Origin of the sequence: Pseudomonas sp. MPB26, from assembly GCF_046605355.1 — a bacterium.
Taxonomy (GTDB): Bacteria; Pseudomonadota; Gammaproteobacteria; order Pseudomonadales; family Pseudomonadaceae; genus Aquipseudomonas; species Aquipseudomonas cedrina.
On sequence record NZ_CP176793.1, the window covers coordinates 2,592,742 to 2,615,296 of the forward strand.

Here is a 22,555-nt window from a genome sequence, read left to right on the forward strand (position 1 = left end):
CGGGTAATTGACGTTAGAACGGTTTGACCACGACCAAAATTACGATTGCCAGCAATAGCAGAACGGGCACTTCATTGAACCAGCGATAAAAGACATGGCTGCGGGTGTTTTCGCCACGGGCAAAGCGTTTTACCTGCGCGCCGCACATATGGTGGTAGCCAATCAGCAACACCACCAGGGTGAGCTTGGCGTGGATCCAGCCTCCGGATTGAAAGATCGCGGGATTGAGGTAGATCAGCCAGCCGCCGAATATCAAGCTGGCGATCATCGCCGGGCCCATGATGCCGCGGTACAGCTTACGCTCCATGACGCTGAAGCGTTCCTTGCTGATGGTGTCCTCGCTTTGGGCATGGTAGACGAACAGTCGCGGCAGGTAGAACAGCGCGGCAAACCAGCAGACGATGGCGACGATATGGAAGGCTTTGACCCATAGATAGAGCATTTTTAGTTATTCCCAGGTTCACGGTAACGAAGATAGTAGTGGCTCGGGTGTCCACGCGTCACCTTGATGGTTGTCGCAGGACGATGCGGCCCCTATTATCGACCGCTTTCCAGTGGGTTCGTTGAGGGCAGGTTTATGGTCAAGGTCGGTATCGTCGGCGGCACGGGTTACACCGGTGTCGAATTGCTGCGTCTGTTGGCTCAGCATCCGCAGGCTGAGGTGGTGGTCATCACCTCTCGATCCGAGGCCGGGCTGGCCGTGGCCGATATGTACCCGAACCTGCGAGGTCATTACGACGGCCTGGCGTTCAGTGTTCCGGACACCAAGACCTTGGGCGCTTGCGACGTGGTGTTCTTTGCCACGCCTCACGGTGTCGCCCATGCCTTGGCCGGCGAGTTGCTGGCGGCGGGCACCAAGGTAATCGATCTATCGGCGGACTTCCGTTTGCAGGACGCCGATGAGTGGGCCAAGTGGTACGGCCAACCCCACGGCGCGCCGCAACTGCTGGAAGAGGCGGTGTACGGCCTGCCGGAAGTCAACCGTGATCAGATCAGACAGGCGCGCCTGATCGCGGTGCCGGGTTGCTATCCGACGGCCACTCAACTGGGTTTCCTGCCATTGCTGGAGGCTGGGCTGGCGGATGCTTCGCGCTTGATCGCCGACTGCAAGTCGGGCGTCAGCGGCGCCGGTCGTGGTGCGGCGGTGGGTTCGCTGTACTCCGAGACGTCGGAAAGCATGAAGGCCTATGCGGTAAAAGGTCATCGGCACTTGCCGGAAATCCGTCAGGGGCTGCGTCGCGCTGCCGGTAAAGAGGTGGGCCTGACCTTTGTGCCACACCTTACCCCGATGATCCGCGGCATTCACTCCACGCTCTACGCGACCGTGGTTGACCGTTCCGTAGACCTGCAAGCGCTGTTCGAAAAGCGTTATGCCAACGAACCGTTTGTCGACGTGATGCCCGCGGGCAGCCATCCGGAAACCCGTAGCGTGCGCGGCGCTAACGTGTGCCGGATCGCCGTGCACCGTCCGCAGGATGGTGACCTGGTCGTGGTGCTGTCGGTGATCGACAACTTGGTCAAGGGCGCATCGGGCCAGGCCGTGCAGAACATGAACATCCTGTTTGGCCTGGATGAAAAGCTGGGGCTGTCGCACGCGGGCATGCTGCCTTAAGGCTCGCAGGGTATTGCGCAGAAGGCCCGTTGACCGGGCCTTTTGTGTTTTTTAATGACGGCTGCGCAGATTGATATACCGTAACAATAGTTGACCGATTTTCTAGGAGAAGCGGATAATACCCGCCATTACGCATATGGCGGCGCTACGCCGGGAGATTATCAGCATGAGCGTTGAATCCTTCACCCCCACGGCTTTGCAATTCACCCACGGTGCTGCGCACAAGGTGAAGAGCCTGGTCGTTGAAGAGGGTAATGATCGCTTGAAGCTGCGCGTATTCGTTACGGGCGGCGGTTGTTCAGGGTTTCAGTACGGCTTTACCTTCGATGAAGATGTAGCTGACGATGACACCATCGTTGAGCGCGAGGGCGTTAGCCTGGTCGTGGACCCGATGAGCTTCCAGTACCTGGCAGGTGCCGAGGTGGATTACCAGGAAGGTCTGGAAGGTTCGCGTTTCGTGATCAAGAATCCTAACGCCACCACTACGTGTGGTTGCGGGTCTTCGTTTTCGATCTGATCGACACCTGAGTCACAACGCAAAACGCCGCTTGGCTTTCATAGGCCAAGCGGCGTTTTGCTGTCTGCTGATCTTGGGTGGGGCCTGTCAGGCCGGGTAGATAGCGCCGAGTACCCGAAGCCCGCGTGCGCCTGTGACGCTGGGGCGGTTGGCGGCAATGCCTTCGAGGCAGCAATGGGCTAGCCACGCGAACGCCATCGCTTCAACCCAGTCGGGGTCTACGCCGTAGTTGGCGGTGCTGCTGACGTGGGTTGATGGTAGCAGGGCGGCCAGTCGGCTCATCAGCGTGGCATTGTGAGCGCCGCCGCCGCAGACCAGCAGGGTCTCTGTCTGGGGTTGGGCGGACTGCAGCGACTCGACGATAGTCAGGGCGGTCAGCTCCAGCAGCGTCGCCTGTACATCCTGAGGCTCGAATGCAGGTAAACCGCCAAGATGGCGGTGCAGCCATTGCAGGTTAAACACCTCGCGGCCGGTGCTCTTGGGGCCCTTGGTCACGAAGAATGGGTCACTGAGCAATGCGTTGAGTAGCTGCGGCTCGACCTTGCCGCTGGCAGCCCACTGCCCATCGCGGTCAAAGTGTTCGCTACGTTGTTGGTGAATCCAGGCATCCAGCAGAACATTGCCTGGGCCACAGTCGAAGCCGGCTACCGGTTTGCCGGTCTCGATCAGGCTGAGATTGCTGAAACCTCCCACATTCAATACGGCACGGTTACCGGTGTGCTCAGCAAACAACGCTTCGTGAAATGCGGGTACCAGCGGGGCGCCCTGGCCACCTGCAGCCACATCGCGGCTGCGGAAATCGCTGACCACGGTGATGCCTGTCAGCTCAGTAAGCAAGGCCGGGTTGCCGATCTGTACGGTAAAGCCCCGAGCGGGTTCATGGCGGATGGTCTGGCCGTGGCTGCCAATCGCACGAATGTCCTGGGGCTTGAGCTGTTGTTGGTTGAGCAGAGCGTGAATGCCTTGTGCGGCAAGGGTCACCCAGTTCTGTTGGGTAATGGCTGAGCGGGCGATTTCATCCGGGCCGCTGGCGCACAGTGCGAGCAACTCGCCGCGCAGGGTATTTGGCATGGGGATGTAGTGCGTGGCGATCAGTTTGACCGTCTTGCTCTGTTCGATCAGGGCGATATCCAGGCCGTCGAGGCTGGTCCCGGACATCACGCCTATATAGAGCGGCATACCTTAACGCTTCGCCGAAGCCAGCAGGGTGGAGCGCTCTTGGTCCATGCGGGCCATCAACGGCTGGCTCTGCTGCATGAAGCGCGCGCGTTCGGCCTTGGCGATCGGGTCGGCCATTGGCAGTTTCTGGCCAAGCGGGTCGACGTGCACGCCATTGACCTGAAATTCATAGTGCAAGTGCGGGCCGGTGGACAGGCCGGTCGTGCCGATATAACCGATCACTTGGCCTTGCTTCACCGTACCGCCGGTTTGCACGCCTTTGGCGAAGCCTTGCATATGGCCATATAGCGTACGGTAGGTGTTGCCGTGCTGGATGATCACGGTGTTGCCGTAACCACCGCGACGCCCGGCCAGCAGCACCTTGCCGTCGCCGGCGGCCTTGATCGGCGTGCCACGTGGCGCGGCGTAGTCGACGCCTTTGTGGGCGCGGATTTTGTTCAGAATTGGATGCTTGCGACCCATGGAAAAACGCGAGCTAATACGGGCGAAGTCCACTGGCGTACGGATGAAGGCTTTACGCATGCTGTTGCCATCAGCCGTGTAATAGCTGCTGTTGCCTTGCTTGTTGGTATAGCGCACCGCGGTGTAGGTCTTGCCGCGGTTGGTGAAGCGAGCGGAGAGGATGTTGCCGGTACCGACCACTTTGCCATTGGCGACTTTCTGCTCGTAGATCACGTCGAATTCGTCACCTTGGCGGATGTCCTGGGCGAAGTCGATGTCGTAGCCAAATACGCTGGCCATGTCCATGGTCATGCTGTGGGACAAGCCCGCGCGCGCGGCGGATTGCGACAGGGAGCTGTTGATCACGCCGTGTACGTAGGCGGAGCGCATCACCGGCTTGGTGGTAATGCGGTTAAAGGCGAAGCCTTTGGCGCCTTTGGTCAGGGCAATGCTCTCAAGATCGCTGACATTGCTGTGCAGATTGTTGAGCTGGCCGTCGGGCGCCAGTTCAAATTCAAGTTTCTGGCCGCGCTTGAGCTGGGTGAATTGCTTGGCTTGTTTGTCGCTGGCGAGGACTTCGTTGACGGTGGCCGCGGGCAGGCCGACTTTTTCGAACAAGGTCGAAAGCGTATCGCCCTTGCCGACGATCACTTCGCGGTGCTGGGGGCTCTTGGCCGCGTCCACAGCTGGCGCAGGCTGGGCCTGGGCGGCTTGCTGCGTATCTTCCGGGCTGTTTTCTATCTGGGCAAACGGCGAATCGGCTGGAGCGTTTGTGGCTTGTTGTGCGTCGGAAGCGTCTTGATCTTGTGTCAGTTGTTCAACTGGACTTTCCAGGTCGAGGCTCAGGGATGTTCGTTTGGCTTCTACGTCGCTGGAAGGGAAGACCAGGAGTGCCAGGCTGAGAAGGGCGGCGATACCACTTGCGGCGAGCAGGTGGGTCTTCGGGTAAAGCGGTGGCGCTTTAGACGGTTCAGTGGTCATAGGTAATTTGACTTTGAAGATGAAATGGAAAAGATGAATGACATGATGAAGATGAAATAACTGTATAAAATATAACCAAATCATCTGTGGCGCAAGCTCGCGAACGCTGGGCTTGCTGAACGGTGTCCGTTCGCAGGGCAAAACTTGTAATTAGTCCCTGATCTTGTATGGTTGGTTCCCTTTTGAATCTGAGCCTTGCGGGTCTGTTATGAAGTCGGTTGAAGAGCAGCTAGCGCTGATAAAACGTGGTGCGGAAGAACTGTTGGTCGAGGCCGAGCTGATCGAAAAGCTCAAGCGTGGCCAACCCCTGCGTATTAAAGCCGGCTTTGATCCGACGGCGCCGGATCTGCACCTGGGTCATACCGTGCTTATTAATAAGCTGCGTCAGTTCCAGGAGCTGGGCCATCAGGTCATCTTCCTTATAGGTGACTTCACCGGGATGATCGGTGATCCGAGTGGCAAAAGCGCCACGCGTCCGCCGCTGACCCGAGAGCAGGTTCTCGATAACGCCGAGACCTACAAAACGCAGGTATTCAAGATTCTCGATCCGGCCAAGACCGAAGTGGCGTTCAACTCCACGTGGATGGATCAGATGGGGCCCGCCGATTTCATCCGCCTGACCTCCCAGTACACCGTTGCGCGCATGCTTGAGCGTGATGACTTCGATAAACGCTACTCCACTAACCAGCCGATCGCGATTCATGAGTTTCTCTATCCGCTGGTTCAGGGCTATGACTCGGTTGCATTGCGTGCCGATGTTGAGCTGGGCGGTACCGACCAGAAGTTCAACCTGCTGATGGGGCGTGAGTTGCAGCGGGCGTATGGCCAGGAGGCCCAGTGCATTCTGACCATGCCGTTGCTGGAGGGACTGGATGGCGTCAAGAAGATGTCCAAGTCCCTGGGTAACTATGTAGGTATCCAGGAGGCGCCGGGCGTGATGTACGGCAAATTGGTTTCGATTCCTGATGTATTGATGTGGCGTTACTTTGAGCTGCTGAGCTTCCGCTCGATGGAAGAGATCAATGCACTGCGTGCTGATGTAGAGGCTGGCGCTAACCCGCGTGACGTGAAAATCAAGCTGGCGGAAGAGATCGTCGCGCGTTTCCACGGTGAAGAGGCTGCCGCCAGCGCCCATCGTGCTGCGGGTAATCGTATGAAGGATGGCGAACTGCCGGATGATCTACCGGAGATTGAGTTGTCTGCTGCTGAAGCGATGCCGATCGCTGCTGTCCTAAATAAGGCGGGCCTGGTCAAGAACTCTGCAGTCGCGCGTGACCTTCTGGGTTCTGGCGGTGTGCGTATAGATGGTGAGGTGGTGGATCGCACCTTTATATACGAGCTGGGTGCTACCCACGTTTGCCAGGCTGGGAAGAAGGCATTTGCGCGTATTACGCTCAAACCCGAATAAACCTGAAATTAAGTGTTGACGGCGAATTATATCTGTCTATAATTCGCCCCACTTCCGGCGCAGTCGAAACGGAAAACTCCTTGATAAACAAAGAGTTATGCGAGATTCGACAGCGACTTGCTTCAGTTCATCGAAGCCCAGAAGGAGTTGGTAGGGCGGTGTTGTTTGGCTCTATTAACGTTTCGATCTTCTCGGTCGAAAGCGGAGAAAAAGAGGTGTTGACAGCAGCGTGTAACGCTGTAGAATTCGCCTCCCGCTAACGAGAGATCGGAAGCGCAAGTGGTTGAAGTTGTTGAAGAATTCTTCGAAAACTTCTGAAAATAATCACTTGACAGCAAATGAGGCTGCTGTAGAATGCGCGCCTCGGTTGAGACGAAAGATCTTAACCAACCGCTCTTTAACAACTGAATCAAGCAATTCGTGTGGGTGCTTGTGGAGTCAGACTGATAGTCAACAAGATTATCAGCATCACAAGTTACTCCGCGAGAAATCAAAGATGTAACCAACGATTGCTGAGCCAAGTTTAGGGTTTCTTAAAAACCCAAAGATGTTTGAACTGAAGAGTTTGATCATGGCTCAGATTGAACGCTGGCGGCAGGCCTAACACATGCAAGTCGAGCGGTAGAGAGAAGCTTGCTTCTCTTGAGAGCGGCGGACGGGTGAGTAATGCCTAGGAATCTGCCTGGTAGTGGGGGATAACGTTCGGAAACGGACGCTAATACCGCATACGTCCTACGGGAGAAAGCAGGGGACCTTCGGGCCTTGCGCTATCAGATGAGCCTAGGTCGGATTAGCTAGTTGGTGAGGTAATGGCTCACCAAGGCGACGATCCGTAACTGGTCTGAGAGGATGATCAGTCACACTGGAACTGAGACACGGTCCAGACTCCTACGGGAGGCAGCAGTGGGGAATATTGGACAATGGGCGAAAGCCTGATCCAGCCATGCCGCGTGTGTGAAGAAGGTCTTCGGATTGTAAAGCACTTTAAGTTGGGAGGAAGGGTTGTAGATTAATACTCTGCAATTTTGACGTTACCGACAGAATAAGCACCGGCTAACTCTGTGCCAGCAGCCGCGGTAATACAGAGGGTGCAAGCGTTAATCGGAATTACTGGGCGTAAAGCGCGCGTAGGTGGTTTGTTAAGTTGGATGTGAAATCCCCGGGCTCAACCTGGGAACTGCATTCAAAACTGACTGACTAGAGTGTGGTAGAGGGTGGTGGAATTTCCTGTGTAGCGGTGAAATGCGTAGATATAGGAAGGAACACCAGTGGCGAAGGCGACCACCTGGACCAACACTGACACTGAGGTGCGAAAGCGTGGGGAGCAAACAGGATTAGATACCCTGGTAGTCCACGCCGTAAACGATGTCAACTAGCCGTTGGGAGCCTTGAGCTCTTAGTGGCGCAGCTAACGCATTAAGTTGACCGCCTGGGGAGTACGGCCGCAAGGTTAAAACTCAAATGAATTGACGGGGGCCCGCACAAGCGGTGGAGCATGTGGTTTAATTCGAAGCAACGCGAAGAACCTTACCAGGCCTTGACATCCAATGAACTTTCCAGAGATGGATTGGTGCCTTCGGGAACATTGAGACAGGTGCTGCATGGCTGTCGTCAGCTCGTGTCGTGAGATGTTGGGTTAAGTCCCGTAACGAGCGCAACCCTTGTCCTTAGTTACCAGCACGTTATGGTGGGCACTCTAAGGAGACTGCCGGTGACAAACCGGAGGAAGGTGGGGATGACGTCAAGTCATCATGGCCCTTACGGCCTGGGCTACACACGTGCTACAATGGTCGGTACAGAGGGTTGCCAAGCCGCGAGGTGGAGCTAATCCCACAAAACCGATCGTAGTCCGGATCGCAGTCTGCAACTCGACTGCGTGAAGTCGGAATCGCTAGTAATCGCGAATCAGAATGTCGCGGTGAATACGTTCCCGGGCCTTGTACACACCGCCCGTCACACCATGGGAGTGGGTTGCACCAGAAGTAGCTAGTCTAACCTTCGGGAGGACGGTTACCACGGTGTGATTCATGACTGGGGTGAAGTCGTAACAAGGTAGCCGTAGGGGAACCTGCGGCTGGATCACCTCCTTAATCGACGACATCAGCTGCTCCATAAGTTCCCACACGAATTGCTTGATTCATTGAAGAAGACGATAAAGAAGCAGCCCGAAATTGGGTCTGTAGCTCAGTTGGTTAGAGCGCACCCCTGATAAGGGTGAGGTCGGCAGTTCGAATCTGCCCAGACCCACCAATTTTGTGTGGGAAACGCCTGTAGAAATACGGGGCCATAGCTCAGCTGGGAGAGCGCCTGCCTTGCACGCAGGAGGTCAACGGTTCGATCCCGTTTGGCTCCACCACTACTGCTTCTGACGTTATGAAAGCTTAGAAATGAGCATTCCATCGTGATGATGGTGAATGTTGATTTCTAGTCTTTGATTAGATCGTTCTTTAAAAATTTGGGTATGTGATAGAAAGATAGACTGGACGTTACTTTCACTGGTAACGGCTCAGGCTAAGGTAAAATTTGTGAGTTCTCTTAAACGAGAAATTCGAATTTTCGGCGAATGTTGTCTTCACAGTATAACCAGATTGCTTGGGGTTATATGGTCAAGTGAAGAAGCGCATACGGTGGATGCCTTGGCAGTCAGAGGCGATGAAAGACGTGGTAGCCTGCGAAAAGCTTCGGGGAGTCGGCAAACAGACTTTGATCCGGAGATGTCTGAATGGGGGAACCCAGCCATCATAAGATGGTTACCTTACACTGAATACATAGGTGTATGGAGCGAACCAGGGGAACTGAAACATCTAAGTACCCTGAGGAAAAGAAATCAACCGAGATTCCCTTAGTAGTGGCGAGCGAACGGGGACTAGCCCTTAAGTGGCTTTGAGATTAGCGGAACGCTCTGGAAAGTGCGGCCATAGTGGGTGATAGCCCTGTACGCGAAAATCTCTTAGTCATGAAATCGAGTAGGACGGAGCACGAGAAACTTTGTCTGAATATGGGGGGACCATCCTCCAAGGCTAAATACTACTGACTGACCGATAGTGAACTAGTACCGTGAGGGAAAGGCGAAAAGAACCCCGGAGAGGGGAGTGAAATAGATCCTGAAACCGTATGCGTACAAGCAGTGGGAGCCCACTTTGTTGGGTGACTGCGTACCTTTTGTATAATGGGTCAGCGACTTATTTTCAGTGGCGAGCTTAACCGAATAGGGGAGGCGTAGCGAAAGCGAGTCTTAATAGGGCGTCTAGTCGCTGGGAATAGACCCGAAACCGGGCGATCTATCCATGGGCAGGTTGAAGGTTGGGTAACACTAACTGGAGGACCGAACCGACTACCGTTGAAAAGTTAGCGGATGACCTGTGGATCGGAGTGAAAGGCTAATCAAGCTCGGAGATAGCTGGTTCTCCTCGAAAGCTATTTAGGTAGCGCCTCATGTATCACTGTAGGGGGTAGAGCACTGTTTCGGCTAGGGGGTCATCCCGACTTACCAAACCGATGCAAACTCCGAATACCTACAAGTGCCGAGCATGGGAGACACACGGCGGGTGCTAACGTCCGTCGTGAAAAGGGAAACAACCCAGACCGTCAGCTAAGGTCCCAAAGTTATGGTTAAGTGGGAAACGATGTGGGAAGGCTTAGACAGCTAGGAGGTTGGCTTAGAAGCAGCCACCCTTTAAAGAAAGCGTAATAGCTCACTAGTCGAGTCGGCCTGCGCGGAAGATGTAACGGGGCTCAAACCATACACCGAAGCTACGGGTATCACGTAAGTGATGCGGTAGAGGAGCGTTCTGTAAGCCTGTGAAGGTGAGTTGAGAAGCTTGCTGGAGGTATCAGAAGTGCGAATGCTGACATGAGTAACGACAATGGGTGTGAAAAACACCCACGCCGAAAGACCAAGGTTTCCTGCGCAACGTTAATCGACGCAGGGTTAGTCGGTCCCTAAGGCGAGGCTGAAAAGCGTAGTCGATGGAAAACAGGTTAATATTCCTGTACTTCTGGTTATTGCGATGGAGGGACGGAGAAGGCTAGGCCAGCTTGGCGTTGGTTGTCCAAGTTTAAGGTGGTAGGCTGAGATCTTAGGTAAATCCGGGATCTTAAGGCCGAGAGCTGATGACGAGTCGTCTTTTAGACGACGAAGTGGTTGATGCCATGCTTCCAAGAAAAGCTTCTAAGCTTCAGGTAACCAGGAACCGTACCCCAAACCGACACAGGTGGTTGGGTAGAGAATACCAAGGCGCTTGAGAGAACTCGGGTGAAGGAACTAGGCAAAATGGCACCGTAACTTCGGGAGAAGGTGCGCCGGTGAGGGTGAAGGACTTGCTCCGTAAGCTCATGCCGGTCGAAGATACCAGGCCGCTGCGACTGTTTATTAAAAACACAGCACTCTGCAAACACGAAAGTGGACGTATAGGGTGTGACGCCTGCCCGGTGCCGGAAGGTTAATTGATGGGGTTAGCTAACGCGAAGCTCTTGATCGAAGCCCCGGTAAACGGCGGCCGTAACTATAACGGTCCTAAGGTAGCGAAATTCCTTGTCGGGTAAGTTCCGACCTGCACGAATGGCGTAACGATGGCGGCGCTGTCTCCACCCGAGACTCAGTGAAATTGAAATCGCTGTGAAGATGCAGTGTATCCGCGGCTAGACGGAAAGACCCCGTGAACCTTTACTATAGCTTTGCACTGGACTTTGAATTTGCTTGTGTAGGATAGGTGGGAGGCTTTGAAGCGTGGACGCCAGTCTGCGTGGAGCCAACCTTGAAATACCACCCTGGCAACTTTGAGGTTCTAACTCAGGTCCGTTATCCGGATCGAGGACAGTGTATGGTGGGTAGTTTGACTGGGGCGGTCTCCTCCTAAAGAGTAACGGAGGAGTACGAAGGTGCGCTCAGACCGGTCGGAAATCGGTCGTAGAGTATAAAGGCAAAAGCGCGCTTGACTGCGAGACAGACACGTCGAGCAGGTACGAAAGTAGGTCTTAGTGATCCGGTGGTTCTGTATGGAAGGGCCATCGCTCAACGGATAAAAGGTACTCCGGGGATAACAGGCTGATACCGCCCAAGAGTTCATATCGACGGCGGTGTTTGGCACCTCGATGTCGGCTCATCACATCCTGGGGCTGAAGCCGGTCCCAAGGGTATGGCTGTTCGCCATTTAAAGTGGTACGCGAGCTGGGTTTAGAACGTCGTGAGACAGTTCGGTCCCTATCTGCCGTGGACGTTTGAGATTTGAGAGGGGCTGCTCCTAGTACGAGAGGACCGGAGTGGACGAACCTCTGGTGTTCCGGTTGTCACGCCAGTGGCATTGCCGGGTAGCTATGTTCGGAATAGATAACCGCTGAAAGCATCTAAGCGGGAAACTAGCCTCAAGATGAGATCTCACTGGAACCTTGAGTTCCCTGAAGGGCCGTCGAAGACTACGACGTTGATAGGTTGGGTGTGTAAGCGCTGTGAGGCGTTGAGCTAACCAATACTAATTGCCCGTGAGGCTTGACCATATAACACCCAAGCAATTTGACTACTCTAACGAGCATCAGATTGCGGTGTGTGAAGACGAGATGAACCGAAAGTTCGACGCTCACAAAACACCGAAAGCTGTCACATACCCAATTTGCTGAAGCGAGGCCATCCGGCCACGACTCAGTACCCGAATTTCTTGACGACCATAGAGCATTGGAACCACCTGATCCCATCCCGAACTCAGTAGTGAAACGATGCATCGCCGATGGTAGTGTGGGGTTTCCCCATGTGAGAGTAGGTCATCGTCAAGATTAAATTCCGAAACCCCATTTGCGAAAGCAGATGGGGTTTTGTTTTGGGCGGTCGGAAAACATGAGTGAATTCATCGCAGTCGTCTTGAGGTTAACCTTCGGCCTTTCTATGCAATGCCCCTGCGCATGGCTATCATGCGTGCCTCATTGTGAGGCGATACTTGCATGCTGACGTTGTTAAAACTTTTGAAAGATGGCCGATTCCATTCCGGAGAAGCACTTGGCGCCGCCTTGGGCGTCAGTCGCAGTGCTGTCTGGAAGCAGCTCCAGCATCTCGAGGCTGAATTGAATTTGCCCATCCATAAAGTTCGTGGCAAGGGGTATCAATTGGCATCGCCGCTGGTGTTTTTGAATGCCGAGAACATAGCGCTGAATGCGCCCTCCTTGGAATGGCCTATACATATCTCTGACTCGATTGACTCCACGAATACCGAAGGCTTGCGCCTGGCGAATTCAGGATGTCCAGCGCCATTTCTAGTACTTGCGGAGCAGCAAACAGCAGGGCGAGGCAGGAGAGGACGAAAGTGGGTTAGTCCTTACGCACAGAATGTCTACTACAGCCTCATCTTGCGTATCGAATCGGGTCTTAGCCAATTGGAAGGCCTGAGCCTTGTCGTGGGCTTGGCCGTCATGCGGGCATTGCGCGAGTCGGGTGTGCAAGGGGCGGCACTGAAGTGGCCAAACGATGTTTTGGTAGGGCAGAAAAAAATTGCCGGAATTTTGCTCGAATTGGTGGGAGATCCTGCTGACATCTGTCACGTTGTCATCGGAATAGGTATCAACGTGAATATGCGCAAGGCTGACGAGGTAGACCAGCAATGGACTTCGGTACAGCTTGAAACGGGTTCTCCCGTTGACCGGAATGCTTTAGTGGCAAAACTGAGCATGCAGCTGCAGGCCTATCTAGAACGCCATAAGACGAATGGTTTTGTCTCGCTCCAGGAAGAGTGGGAGCAAAACCACGCGTGGCAGGGACGATCGGTATCCCTCATTGCGGGTGTCAACCAGATTGATGGGGTTGTGCTGGGCGTAGATCATCAGGGTGCACTGCGTTTGAGCGTGAATGGTGTTGAGAAAATATACAGTGGTGGTGAGTTAAGCCTGAGGTTGCGTGATGATTCTTGAGCTCGACTGTGGGAATAGCTTTATCAAATGGCGTGTGCTGGATTCGGAAAAGGGGAGTGCCTCGGCAGAGGGCATCGTAGGTTCCGATCTGGCATTGATTGAAAGCCTGGTCGCGCTTCCTGGATTGCTGCTGACACGCTGCCGGTTGGTAAGTGTTCGTGCGCTGGAAGAAACAAGCAAACTGGTGGCGGCGCTGCATGAGGCATTCGGCGTGACCGTCTCCTGCGCGGCTCCGGCGCGACAGGTGGCTGGAGTGCGTAACGGCTACGAAGACTTCGAGCGCTTGGGTCTTGATCGCTGGTTAGCGATGCTGGGTGGATTCAAGCTGGCGCAAGGTGCTTGTCTGGTGCTCGATTTTGGTACGGCGGCAACTGCAGACTTTATTGCGGCAGATGGTGAGCACTTGGGCGGCTTCATTTGTCCGGGTATGCCTCTCATGCGCAACCAGCTGCGAACGCACACGCGTAAGATACGCTACGACGACGCGTCTGCGGAAAGAGCCTTGGAGCGCCTCTCTCCGGGTCGCACGACGGTAGAGGCGGTAGAGCGGGGCTGTACGCTGATGCTCAGGGGGTTTGTGCTGACGCAGTTGGAGTTGGCCCGAAGTTACTGGGGGGGTGACTTCACCGTATTCCTTACCGGCGGAGATGCTGAATTGGTGTCGGATGCAGTGCCCCAGGCACGACTCGTTCCTGACCTGGTGTTCGTCGGTTTGGCGATGGCGTGCCCTTTATCCTGAGGTGATTATGCGTTGGCTGTTTCTGCTTTTACTGGTCCTTAACGCCTTCTATTACATTTGGCATCAGCAAGAAGCACCACTGCGCGCCAAGGATGTCACGCCTTTGAGCCTTTACAAGGGTTCCCAGCAAGATATTCGCCTGCTGAGCGAGTCATCTGATGCTGTGGTGCGTCGAGATCGCGCGCGCGGGGCTGATGCGCAAAATACCTGCCTATACATCGGCGGCTTTGCAGATGAGCGTCAAGCGCAGGTCCTTGAGCAACGGCTTACCAGCCTGGATATAAAGGTCAAGGTTCAGTTGCTGAATACTGCTGACGCTTCCGGCTATTGGCTTCGCATAGCCCCTGAAAGCAGGCGCCTGGCTGACGATCTGTCCTTTGAAAACCTTGCTAAGGAATTCAACGAGTTAAAACACAAAATAATGTTGTGCGAAGGCGTTGCAACTCTCGGATAGTTTGCATAGAATGGCGCCCGCTTCGCAGTGAAGACCTTTAAGGTCTAAGGTGCAAAGCGTAGGTCAACGCAGCTAACCTCATATTTTTTATGAGAAAATGCTTGACAGAAGGTCGGCGTGATGTAGAATGCCGGCTCGCTTAGGAGGGGTTCCCGAGCGGCCAAAGGGATCAGACTGTAAATCTGACGTCTACGACTTCGAAGGTTCGAATCCTTCCCCCTCCACCATTTTAGCGTGAGCTGCAAGCTCCGCGGGTATAGTTTAGTGGTAGAACCTCAGCCTTCCAAGCTGATGATGCGGGTTCGATTCCCGCTACCCGCTCCAAGTTTGCAGGTTGTGCAGTGTGTTTTGCTCTTGTAGCTCAGTTGGTAGAGCACACCCTTGGTAAGGGTGAGGTCAGCGGTTCAAATCCGCTCAAGAGCTCCATATAACAAGGCAGATATGAAAATATCTGCCTTTGTTTTAACGGTCGCCTTGGCTTGATTGTGTTTTGCCTGATATTGCTGGGTGATCAAGTCTCTTGGGGTTGGCTGTTGTAAAGTCTTTTTCAGGCCTGCATAATGGTCGGCCTGATTTTGTTTTAGGTCAGTAGCTCAATTGGCAGAGCGACGGTCTCCAAAACCGTAGGTTGGGGGTTCGATTCCCTCCTGACCTGCCAGATTCACGTGGTGTGTCTGGCTTTCTTTTCACAGGATCTTCATAGATGACTCCTAAGGCTGAAGCTCAAAGCTCTCGTTTCGATCTGGTCAAGTGGCTCGCAGTAGTCGCCTTGGTGGTCGTAGGCGTTGTCGGCAATCAGTACTATTCTGCTTCGCCGATCCTGTACCGTGTCCTCGCTTTGCTCGCCCTCGCTGCTGTAGCTGCCTTTGTTGGCCTGCAGACTGCCAAAGGCAAGTCTTTTGCGGTCCTGGTGAAGGAAGCTCGCACCGAAATACGTAAAGTCGTTTGGCCGACTCGCCAAGAAACCACGCAGACCACGTTGATCGTTGTGGCTGTTGTTCTGGTTATGGCGTTGCTGTTGTGGGGGCTTGATTCCCTGCTCGGCTGGCTTGTTTCCTTGATTGTTGGCTAAGGGTGTCTCGTGGCTAAGCGTTGGTACGTTGTGCATGCTTACTCGGGTTACGAGAAGCATGTTATGCGCTCTTTGCTGGAGCGCGTGAAGCTCGCAGGCATGGAAGATGGCTTCGGCGAAATTCTGGTTCCCACTGAAGAAGTGGTTGAAATGCGCAATGGCCAGAAGCGCAAAAGTGAACGCAAGTTCTTCCCTGGCTACGTGCTGGTACAGATGGACATGAATGAAGGTACTTGGCACTTGGTCAAGGACACTCCTCGTGTGATGGGCTTCATCGGCGGTACCGCTGATAAGCCTGCTCCTATCACCGACAAAGAGGCGGAAGCAATTCTGCGTCGTGTTGCTGATGGTAGCGACAAGCCTAAGCCGAAGACCCTTTTCGAGCCGGGTGAGGTTGTTCGTGTTACAGATGGTCCGTTTGCTGATTTCAACGGCACTGTCGAAGAAGTTAACTACGAAAAGAGCCGGATCCAAGTGGCGGTGCTCATTTTCGGTCGCTCTACTCCGGTAGAGTTGGAGTTCAGCCAGGTCGAGAAGGTCTAGCTGAGAAAGCATCCCAACCCCGCAGCCCTAGGCTGTGGGGTTTTGTCGTCACTGGGATAAACGCGCAAGTAGCCGGGGAGCCTTTCGAGGCGTTTGAACCCGTAATTGGAGTGCCTCATGGCCAAGAAGATTACCGCTTACATCAAACTGCAAGTGAAGGCCGCACAGGCCAACCCTAGCCCACCCGTCGGTCCAGCTCTGGGTCAGCACGGCGTGAACATCATGGAATTCTGCAAGGCCTTCAACGCCCGTACCCAGGGTATTGAGCCTGGTCTGCCGACTCCAGTGATCATCACTGTATACAGCGACCGTAGCTTCACCTTCGAAACCAAGTCGACTCCGGCTTCTGTTTTGCTGAAGAAGGCTGCCGGTCTGACCAGCGGTTCCGCTCGTCCGAACACCGTTAAGGTAGGCACCGTAACCCGTGCTCAGCTGGAAGAAATCGCGAAAACCAAAAACGCGGATCTGACTGCAGCTGATATGGATGCAGCCGTGCGTACCATCGCCGGTTCTGCTCGTAGCATGGGCCTTAACGTGGAGGGTGTGTAATGGCTAAGCTGACCAAGCGCCAAAAGGCTATCGCCGGTAAAATCGAAGCAGGCAAGGCCTACAACTTTGTAGACGCTGCTGCCCTGCTGACCGAGCTGTCGACTGTCAAGTTCAGCGAGTCCGTTGACGTTGCTGTAAACCTGGGTGTAGACCCACGTAAATCCGACCAGGTCGTTCGTAGCGCAACTGTGCTGCCGCACGGTACTGGCAAGACTGTACGTGTAGCTGTCTTCACCCAAGGCCCTGCAGCTGAAGCTGCCCTGGCCGCCGGCGCCGATCGCGTTGGCATGGACGACCTGGCTGCCGAAATGAAAGGCGGCGACCTGAACTATGACGTCGTTATTGCTTCCCCGGATGCAATGCGCGTTGTAGGTCAATTGGGTCAGATCCTCGGCCCTCGTGGTCTGATGCCTAACCCTAAAGTCGGCACCGTAACGCCTGACGTAGCCACCGCGGTTAAAAACGCCAAGGCTGGTCAGGTTCGTTATCGCACCGACAAAAACGGCATCATTCACACCTCCGTTGGCAAAGTCGGTTTTGATGCCGTCAAGCTGAAGGAAAACGTTGAAGCCCTGATCGCTGATCTCAAGCGTATCAAGCCTGCTTCCTCGAAAGGTATATACGTCAAGCGCGTTACCCTGAGCACCACTATGGGCCCAGGTCTGGTCATCGACCAAGGCTCGCTGGACGTATAAGACACAGATTGGCGCAAGAGATTGCGCCAATCAAAAAATTGGGGTCCCTGCCTGGCGGGGGCTATCCAAGACCGTAGGCGACGCAAGTCTTAAACCACAAGCCTACGCAGATGGTGCTCCCGGTTCCTTACCGAATCAGACACCAAAACGACATCAGGCCTAGGCCAGATGAAACGGTAACAAGCAGGAGTTAAACCCGTGGCAATTAATCTCGAAGACAAGAAGGCCATCGTCGCTGAAGTCAACGAGGCTGCCAAAGCTGCTCTGTCCGCTGTCGTGGCTGATGCCCGTGGTGTGACAGTAAGCGCTATGACCGGACTCCGTAAAGAGGCTCGTGAAGCTGGCGTATACGTACGTGTTGTACGTAACACCCTGCTCAAGCGCGCTGTTGCTGACACTGAATACAGTGTCCTCAACGACGTGTTCACCGGCCCGACCCTGATTGCGTTCTCCACCGATCATCCGGGCGCTGCTGCCCGTTTGTTCAAAGAGTTCGCCAAGGGTCAGGACAAGTTCGAGATCAAGGCAGCTGCGTTCGAGGGCAAGTTCCTCGCAGCTAACCAAATCGACGTACTGGCAACACTGCCGACCCGTAACGAAGCTATTTCGCAGCTGATGAGCGTGATTCAAGGCGCTACCAGCAAGCTGGCTCGTACTCTGGCTGCAGTTCGCGAGCAAAAAGAAGCTGCCGCAGCCTAAGGCTGAGCAAATTCTCTCGCGTATTTTTGTTTATTTCGATGGCCGCGTAGGCCGTCCCCCAATTCAGGAAATACAGCAATGTCTATCTCTCAAGACGATATCCTCAACGCCGTAGCTGAAATGTCGGTTCTGCAGGTTGTTGAGCTGATCAAAGCTTTCGAAGAAAAATTCGGCGTTTCCGCTGCCGCTGCTTCCGCTGGCCCAGCTGTTGCTGCTGTCGCTGCTGAAGAGCAAACCGAATTCAACGTCATGCTGCTGGAAGCTGGCGAGAAGAAAGTAAACGTGATCAAGGCAGTACGTGAATTGACCGGTCTGGGCCTGAAAGAAGCCAAGGCTGTAGTTGACGGCGCTCCTGCCCAGGTTCTGGAAGCTGTGTCGAAAGACGCCGCTGACAAAGCCAAAGCTACTCTGGAAGAAGCAGGCGCTAAAGTCGAGCTGAAGTAAGCATCGACCTTGCGTCTCCAGCCCAAGCTTTAAGCTGAAGGCTGATGGCTGGTGGCTCTTGCCACCGGCCTTTTTCCGTTCTTGGCTGTCGACTCGGTCGCCGCCATTAACGCGCTGTAGCCACCCGATGCGGTGGTGCAAACCATGGGGTTTGCAAGATTTTCTGGCTGCTCCCGTCGGGAGGGCCAAACAAGCAGGTGACCAAGCTGGGGAACGCTGATGGCTTACTCATATACTGAGAAAAAACGTATCCGCAAGGACTTTAGCAAGTTGCCGGACGTCATGGATGTCCCGTACCTTCTGGCTATCCAGCTGGATTCGTATCGTGAATTCTTGCAGGCGGGAGCGACCAAAGATCAGTTCCGCGACGTGGGCCTGCATGCGGCCTTCAAATCCGTTTTCCCGATCATCAGCTACTCCGGCAATGCTGCGCTGGAGTACGTCGGTTATCGCCTGGGCGAACCGGCATTTGATGTCAAAGAATGCGTGTTGCGCGGTGTTACGTACGCCGTACCTTTGCGGGTAAAAGTCCGCCTGATCATTTTCGACAAAGAATCGTCGAACAAAGCGATCAAGGACATCAAAGAGCAAGAAGTCTACATGGGCGAAATCCCACTGATGACTGAAAACGGTACCTTCGTTATCAACGGTACCGAGCGTGTAATCGTTTCCCAGCTGCACCGTTCCCCGGGCGTGTTCTTCGACCACGACCGCGGCAAGACGCACAGCTCCGGTAAGCTTCTGTACTCCGCGCGGATCATTCCATATCGCGGTTCGTGGCTGGACTTCGAGTTCGACCCGAAAGACTGCGTGTTCGTGCGTATCGACCGTCGTCGCAAGCTGCCGGCCTCGGTACTGCTGCGCGCGCTCGGCTATACCACCGAGCAAGTGCTGGACGCCTTCTACACCACCAACGTATTCAGCCTGAAGGATGAAACCCTCAAGCTGGAGCTGATTGCTTCGCGTCTGCGTGGTGAAATTGCCGTCCTGGACATCCAGGATGAGAAGGGCAAGGTCATTGTTGAAGCCGGCCGCCGTATCACTGCGCGCCACATCAACCAGATCGAAAAAGCCGGTATCAAAGAGTTGGAAGTGCCTCTGGACTATGTTCTGGGCCGCACTACCGCCAAGGTCATCGTTCACCCGGCGACAGGCGAAATCCTGGCCGAGTGCAACACCGAGCTGAACACCGAGATCCTCGCCAAGATCGCCAAGGCTCAGGTCGTTCGCATCGAGACCCTGTACACCAACGACATCGACTGCGGCCCGTTCATCTCCGACACATTGAAGATCGACTCCACCAGCAACCAATTGGAAGCGCTGGTCGAGATCTATCGCATGATGCGTCCTGGTGAGCCACCAACCAAAGACGCTGCCGAGACCCTGTTCAACAACCTGTTCTTCAGCCCTGAGCGCTATGACCTGTCTGCGGTCGGCCGGATGAAGTTCAACCGTCGTATCGGTCGTACCGAGATCGAGGGTTCGGGCGTGCTGTGCAAGGAAGATATCGTTGCGGTACTGAAGACCCTGGTCGACATCCGTAACGGCAAAGGCATCGTCGATGACATCGACCACCTGGGTAACCGTCGTGTTCGCTGCGTAGGCGAAATGGCCGAGAACCAGTTCCGCGTTGGCCTGGTACGTGTTGAGCGTGCGGTCAAAGAGCGTCTGTCGATGGCTGAAAGCGAAGGCCTGATGCCGCAAGACCTGATCAACGCCAAGCCAGTGGCTGCCGCGGTGAAAGAGTTCTTCGGTTCCAGCCAGCTCTCGCAGTTCATGGACCAGAACAACCCGCTCTCCGAGATCACCCACAAGCGCCGTGTTTCCGCGCTGGGCCCGGGCGGTCTGACTCGTGAGCGTGCCGGCTTTGAAGTTCGTGACGTACACCCGACGCACTACGGTCGTGTTTGCCCGATCGAAACGCCGGAAGGTCCGAACATCGGCCTGATCAACTCCCTGGCCGCTTATGCGCGCACCAACCAGTACGGTTTCCTTGAGAGCCCGTACCGTGTGGTGAAGGAAGGTCTGGTTACCGACGAGATCGTATTCCTGTCCGCCATCGAAGAAGCTGATCACGTGATCGCCCAGGCTTCGGCCACGATGAACGACAAGAAAGTCCTGATCGACGAACTGGTAGCGGTTCGTCACTTGAACGAGTTCACCGTCAAGGCGCCGGAAGACGTCACCTTGATGGACGTTTCGCCCAAGCAGGTAGTTTCGGTTGCAGCGTCGCTGATCCCGTTCCTGGAACACGATGACGCCAACCGTGCGTTGATGGGTTCCAACATGCAGCGTCAAGCTGTACCAACCCTGCGCGCTGACAAGCCGCTGGTAGGTACCGGCATGGAGCGTAACGTAGCCCGTGACTCCGGCGTTTGCGTCGTAGCTCGTCGTGGCGGCGTGATCGACTCCGTTGATGCCAGCCGTATCGTGGTTCGTGTTGCCGATGACGAAGTCGAAACCGGTGAAGCCGGCGTCGACATCTACAACCTGACCAAATACACCCGTTCGAACCAGAACACCTGCATCAACCAGCGTCCGCTGGTGCGTAAGGGTGACCGCGTTCAGCGTAGCGACATCATGGCCGACGGCCCGTCCACCGACATGGGTGAACTGGCGCTGGGTCAGAACATGCGCATCGCGTTCATGGCCTGGAACGGTTACAACTTCGAAGACTCCATCTGCCTGTCGGAACGGGTTGTTCAAGAAGATCGCTTTACCACGATCCACATCCAGGAACTGACCTGTGTGGCACGTGACACCAAGCTTGGGCCAGAGGAAATCACTGCAGACATCCCTAACGTGGGTGAAGCTGCACTGAACAAGCTGGACGAAGCCGGTATCGTTTACGTAGGTGCTGAAGTTGGCGCAGGCGACATCCTGGTCGGTAAGGTCACTCCGAAAGGCGAGACCCAACTGACGCCGGAAGAAAAACTGCTGCGTGCCATCTTCGGTGAAAAAGCCAGCGACGTTAAAGACACCTCCCTGCGTGTACCAACCGGTACCAAGGGTACTGTCATCGACGTACAGGTCTTCACCCGTGACGGCGTTGAGCGTGATGCTCGTGCACTGTCCATCGAGAAGACCCAGCTCGACGAGATCCGCAAGGACCTGAACGAAGAGTTCCGTATCGTTGAAGGCGCGACCTTCGAACGTCTGCGTTCCGCTCTGGTAGGCCACAAGGCTGAAGGCGGCGCAGGTCTGAAGAAAGGTCAGGACATCACCGACGAAGTCCTCGACGGTCTTGAGCACGGCCAGTGGTTCAAACTGCGCATGGCTGAAGATGCTCTGAACGAGCAGCTCGAGAAGGCCCAGGCCTATATCGTTGATCGTCGCCGTCTGCTGGACGACAAGTTCGAAGACAAGAAGCGCAAACTGCAGCAGGGCGATGACCTGGCTCCAGGCGTGCTGAAAATCGTCAAGGTTTACCTGGCAATCCGTCGTCGCATCCAGCCGGGCGACAAGATGGCCGGTCGTCACGGTAACAAAGGTGTGGTCTCCGTGATCATGCCGGTTGAAGACATGCCGCACGATGCCAATGGCACCCCGGTCGACGTTGTCCTCAACCCGCTGGGCGTACCTTCGCGTATGAACGTTGGTCAGATCCTCGAAACCCACCTGGGCCTCGCGGCCAAAGGCCTGGGCGAGAAGATCAACCGTATGATCGAAGAGCAGCGCAAGGTCGCGGACCTGCGTAAGTTCCTGCACGAGATCTACAACGAGATCGGCGGTCGCAACGAAGAGCTTGATACCTTCACCGACCAGGAAATCCTGGACCTGGCGAAGAACCTGCGCGGCGGCGTTCCAATGGCTACCCCGGTGTTCGACGGTGCCAAGGAAAGCGAAATCAAGGCCATGCTGAAACTGGCAGACCTGCCGGAAAGCGGCCAGATGCAGCTGTTCGACGGCCGTACCGGCAACAAGTTCGAGCGCCCGGTTACCGTTGGCTACATGTACATGCTGAAGCTGAACCACTTGGTAGACGACAAGATGCACGCTCGTTCTACCGGTTCGTACAGCCTGGTTACCCAGCAGCCGCTGGGTGGTAAGGCTCAGTTCGGTGGTCAGCGTTTCGGGGAGATGGAGGTCTGGGCACTGGAAGCATACGGTGCTGCTTACACTCTGCAAGAAATGCTCACAGTGAAGTCGGACGATGTGAACGGTCGGACCAAGATGTACAAAAACATCGTGGACGGCGATCACCGTATGGAGCCGGGCATGCCCGAGTCTTTCAACGTGTTGATCAAAGAAATTCGTTCCCTCGGCATCGATATCGATCTGGAAACCGAATAACACGTGACGCGAATCGAGAGCGGGGCCGTTTGGTC

16 protein-coding genes, 6 tRNA genes and 3 rRNA genes are annotated in these 22,555 nt (G+C 55.1%); 22 read left to right on the plus strand and 3 right to left on the minus strand.

The features are described from left to right. Nucleotides 1-13: 13 nt before the first annotated feature. Nucleotides 14-442 carry a protoporphyrinogen oxidase HemJ gene (gene hemJ, locus ACLH0H_RS11915; RefSeq protein WP_411382144.1) on the minus strand — a complete coding sequence of 143 codons (429 nt, stop codon included), beginning with the start codon at nucleotides 440-442 and terminating at the stop codon, nucleotides 14-16. A 135-nt stretch (nucleotides 443-577) separates the two neighbouring features. Between hemJ and argC the strand changes: the two genes are divergently transcribed. Further along, on the plus strand, nucleotides 578-1,612 hold the full coding sequence (gene argC, locus ACLH0H_RS11920) for an N-acetyl-gamma-glutamyl-phosphate reductase (protein WP_411382145.1): 1,035 nt from the start codon (nucleotides 578-580) through the stop codon (nucleotides 1,610-1,612). A 166-nt stretch (nucleotides 1,613-1,778) separates the two neighbouring features. Further along, complete coding sequence (gene erpA, locus ACLH0H_RS11925) at nucleotides 1,779-2,129, plus strand: iron-sulfur cluster insertion protein ErpA (RefSeq protein WP_411382146.1); 351 nt, start codon at nucleotides 1,779-1,781, stop codon at nucleotides 2,127-2,129. Between the two features lie 87 nt (nucleotides 2,130-2,216). On the opposite strand, the gene ACLH0H_RS11930 is transcribed toward erpA, so the two are convergent. Then, nucleotides 2,217-3,308 (minus strand): anhydro-N-acetylmuramic acid kinase, encoded by a 1,092-nt coding sequence (locus ACLH0H_RS11930; RefSeq protein WP_411382147.1) that lies wholly within the window; start codon nucleotides 3,306-3,308, stop codon nucleotides 2,217-2,219. Nucleotides 3,309-3,311: 3 nt separating this feature from the next. After that, nucleotides 3,312-4,730: a peptidoglycan DD-metalloendopeptidase family protein gene (locus tag ACLH0H_RS11935; RefSeq protein ID WP_411382148.1), complete on the minus strand. Its 1,419-nt coding sequence runs from the start codon at nucleotides 4,728-4,730 to the stop codon at nucleotides 3,312-3,314. A gap of 208 nt (nucleotides 4,731-4,938) precedes the next feature. Here ACLH0H_RS11935 and tyrS point away from each other — a divergent pair, with 208 nt between their 5' ends. The 20 genes from tyrS (at nucleotide 4,939) to rpoB (ending at nucleotide 22,520) form a co-directional block, all read left to right on the plus strand. Further along, the gene (gene tyrS, locus ACLH0H_RS11940; RefSeq protein ID WP_411382149.1) at nucleotides 4,939-6,138 is read left to right on the plus strand and encodes a tyrosine--tRNA ligase; all 1,200 of its coding nucleotides are present in this window, start codon (nucleotides 4,939-4,941) and stop codon (nucleotides 6,136-6,138) included. 553 nt (nucleotides 6,139-6,691) lie between these two features. Continuing rightward, nucleotides 6,692-8,228: ribosomal RNA gene (locus ACLH0H_RS11945) — 16S ribosomal RNA — on the plus strand. Between the two features lie 83 nt (nucleotides 8,229-8,311). Then, nucleotides 8,312-8,388 (plus strand) — tRNA-Ile (locus ACLH0H_RS11950). A gap of 30 nt (nucleotides 8,389-8,418) precedes the next feature. Then, a tRNA-Ala gene (locus ACLH0H_RS11955) sits at nucleotides 8,419-8,494 on the plus strand. Nucleotides 8,495-8,742: 248 nt separating this feature from the next. Beyond that, nucleotides 8,743-11,634, plus strand: a 23S ribosomal RNA gene (locus ACLH0H_RS11960). 157 nt (nucleotides 11,635-11,791) lie between these two features. Continuing rightward, nucleotides 11,792-11,907, plus strand: a 5S ribosomal RNA gene (rrf, locus tag ACLH0H_RS11965). The 16S, 23S and 5S rRNA genes sit together here with 2 tRNA genes alongside, the layout of an rRNA operon. Before the next feature lie 165 nt (nucleotides 11,908-12,072). Continuing rightward, nucleotides 12,073-13,032 carry a bifunctional biotin--[acetyl-CoA-carboxylase] ligase/biotin operon repressor BirA gene (birA, locus tag ACLH0H_RS11970; protein ID WP_411382150.1) on the plus strand — a complete coding sequence of 320 codons (960 nt, stop codon included), beginning with the start codon at nucleotides 12,073-12,075 and terminating at the stop codon, nucleotides 13,030-13,032. Next, nucleotides 13,022-13,771: a pantothenate kinase gene (locus ACLH0H_RS11975; protein ID WP_411382151.1), complete on the plus strand. Its 750-nt coding sequence runs from the start codon at nucleotides 13,022-13,024 to the stop codon at nucleotides 13,769-13,771. The genes birA and ACLH0H_RS11975 overlap by 11 nt, the downstream gene beginning before the upstream one ends. Before the next feature lie 7 nt (nucleotides 13,772-13,778). After that, complete coding sequence (locus ACLH0H_RS11980) at nucleotides 13,779-14,225, plus strand: hypothetical protein (protein WP_076952595.1); 447 nt, start codon at nucleotides 13,779-13,781, stop codon at nucleotides 14,223-14,225. Between the two features lie 142 nt (nucleotides 14,226-14,367). Next, nucleotides 14,368-14,452, plus strand: a tRNA-Tyr gene (locus ACLH0H_RS11985). Nucleotides 14,453-14,475: 23 nt separating this feature from the next. After that, a tRNA-Gly gene (locus tag ACLH0H_RS11990) sits at nucleotides 14,476-14,549 on the plus strand. Between the two features lie 26 nt (nucleotides 14,550-14,575). Then, a tRNA-Thr gene (locus ACLH0H_RS11995) sits at nucleotides 14,576-14,651 on the plus strand. A gap of 156 nt (nucleotides 14,652-14,807) precedes the next feature. Then, nucleotides 14,808-14,883: transfer RNA gene (locus ACLH0H_RS12000), tRNA-Trp, on the plus strand. A 45-nt stretch (nucleotides 14,884-14,928) separates the two neighbouring features. Beyond that, the gene (gene secE / locus ACLH0H_RS12005; protein WP_003194658.1) at nucleotides 14,929-15,297 is read left to right on the plus strand and encodes a preprotein translocase subunit SecE; all 369 of its coding nucleotides are present in this window, start codon (nucleotides 14,929-14,931) and stop codon (nucleotides 15,295-15,297) included. 9 nt (nucleotides 15,298-15,306) lie between these two features. Beyond that, entirely contained in the window at nucleotides 15,307-15,840 is a 534-nt protein-coding gene (gene nusG, locus ACLH0H_RS12010; RefSeq protein ID WP_003176436.1) for a transcription termination/antitermination protein NusG, read from the plus strand. Nucleotides 15,841-15,957: 117 nt separating this feature from the next. Continuing rightward, nucleotides 15,958-16,389 carry a 50S ribosomal protein L11 gene (rplK, locus tag ACLH0H_RS12015; RefSeq protein WP_003210097.1) on the plus strand — a complete coding sequence of 144 codons (432 nt, stop codon included), beginning with the start codon at nucleotides 15,958-15,960 and terminating at the stop codon, nucleotides 16,387-16,389. Next, complete coding sequence (gene rplA / locus ACLH0H_RS12020; protein WP_003232403.1) at nucleotides 16,389-17,084, plus strand: 50S ribosomal protein L1; 696 nt, start codon at nucleotides 16,389-16,391, stop codon at nucleotides 17,082-17,084. The genes rplK and rplA overlap by 1 nt, the downstream gene beginning before the upstream one ends. A gap of 198 nt (nucleotides 17,085-17,282) precedes the next feature. Then, nucleotides 17,283-17,783: a 50S ribosomal protein L10 gene (gene rplJ, locus ACLH0H_RS12025; RefSeq protein ID WP_015886139.1), complete on the plus strand. Its 501-nt coding sequence runs from the start codon at nucleotides 17,283-17,285 to the stop codon at nucleotides 17,781-17,783. 78 nt (nucleotides 17,784-17,861) lie between these two features. Beyond that, the gene (gene rplL / locus ACLH0H_RS12030; protein ID WP_003176432.1) at nucleotides 17,862-18,227 is read left to right on the plus strand and encodes a 50S ribosomal protein L7/L12; all 366 of its coding nucleotides are present in this window, start codon (nucleotides 17,862-17,864) and stop codon (nucleotides 18,225-18,227) included. 219 nt (nucleotides 18,228-18,446) lie between these two features. Beyond that, nucleotides 18,447-22,520 (plus strand): DNA-directed RNA polymerase subunit beta, encoded by a 4,074-nt coding sequence (gene rpoB, locus ACLH0H_RS12035; protein WP_307388741.1) that lies wholly within the window; start codon nucleotides 18,447-18,449, stop codon nucleotides 22,518-22,520. Nucleotides 22,521-22,555 lie beyond the last annotated feature (35 nt).

Coding starts and splice junctions, on each gene's coding strand:
- hemJ (WP_411382144.1), bottom strand. CDS start 442: ATGCTCTATCTATGGGTCAAAGCCTTCCATATCGTCGCCATCGTCTGC.
- argC (WP_411382145.1), top strand. CDS start 578: ATGGTCAAGGTCGGTATCGTCGGCGGCACGGGTTACACCGGTGTCGAA.
- erpA (WP_411382146.1), top strand. CDS start 1,779: ATGAGCGTTGAATCCTTCACCCCCACGGCTTTGCAATTCACCCACGGT.
- ACLH0H_RS11930 (WP_411382147.1), bottom strand. CDS start 3,308: ATGCCGCTCTATATAGGCGTGATGTCCGGGACCAGCCTCGACGGCCTG.
- ACLH0H_RS11935 (WP_411382148.1), bottom strand. CDS start 4,730: ATGACCACTGAACCGTCTAAAGCGCCACCGCTTTACCCGAAGACCCAC.
- tyrS (WP_411382149.1), top strand. CDS start 4,939: ATGAAGTCGGTTGAAGAGCAGCTAGCGCTGATAAAACGTGGTGCGGAA.
- birA (WP_411382150.1), top strand. CDS start 12,073: ATGCTGACGTTGTTAAAACTTTTGAAAGATGGCCGATTCCATTCCGGA.
- ACLH0H_RS11975 (WP_411382151.1), top strand. CDS start 13,022: ATGATTCTTGAGCTCGACTGTGGGAATAGCTTTATCAAATGGCGTGTG.
- ACLH0H_RS11980 (WP_076952595.1), top strand. CDS start 13,779: ATGCGTTGGCTGTTTCTGCTTTTACTGGTCCTTAACGCCTTCTATTAC.
- secE (WP_003194658.1), top strand. CDS start 14,929: ATGACTCCTAAGGCTGAAGCTCAAAGCTCTCGTTTCGATCTGGTCAAG.
- rplK (WP_003210097.1), top strand. CDS start 15,958: ATGGCCAAGAAGATTACCGCTTACATCAAACTGCAAGTGAAGGCCGCA.
- rplA (WP_003232403.1), top strand. CDS start 16,389: ATGGCTAAGCTGACCAAGCGCCAAAAGGCTATCGCCGGTAAAATCGAA.
- rplL (WP_003176432.1), top strand. CDS start 17,862: ATGTCTATCTCTCAAGACGATATCCTCAACGCCGTAGCTGAAATGTCG.
- rpoB (WP_307388741.1), top strand. CDS start 18,447: ATGGCTTACTCATATACTGAGAAAAAACGTATCCGCAAGGACTTTAGC.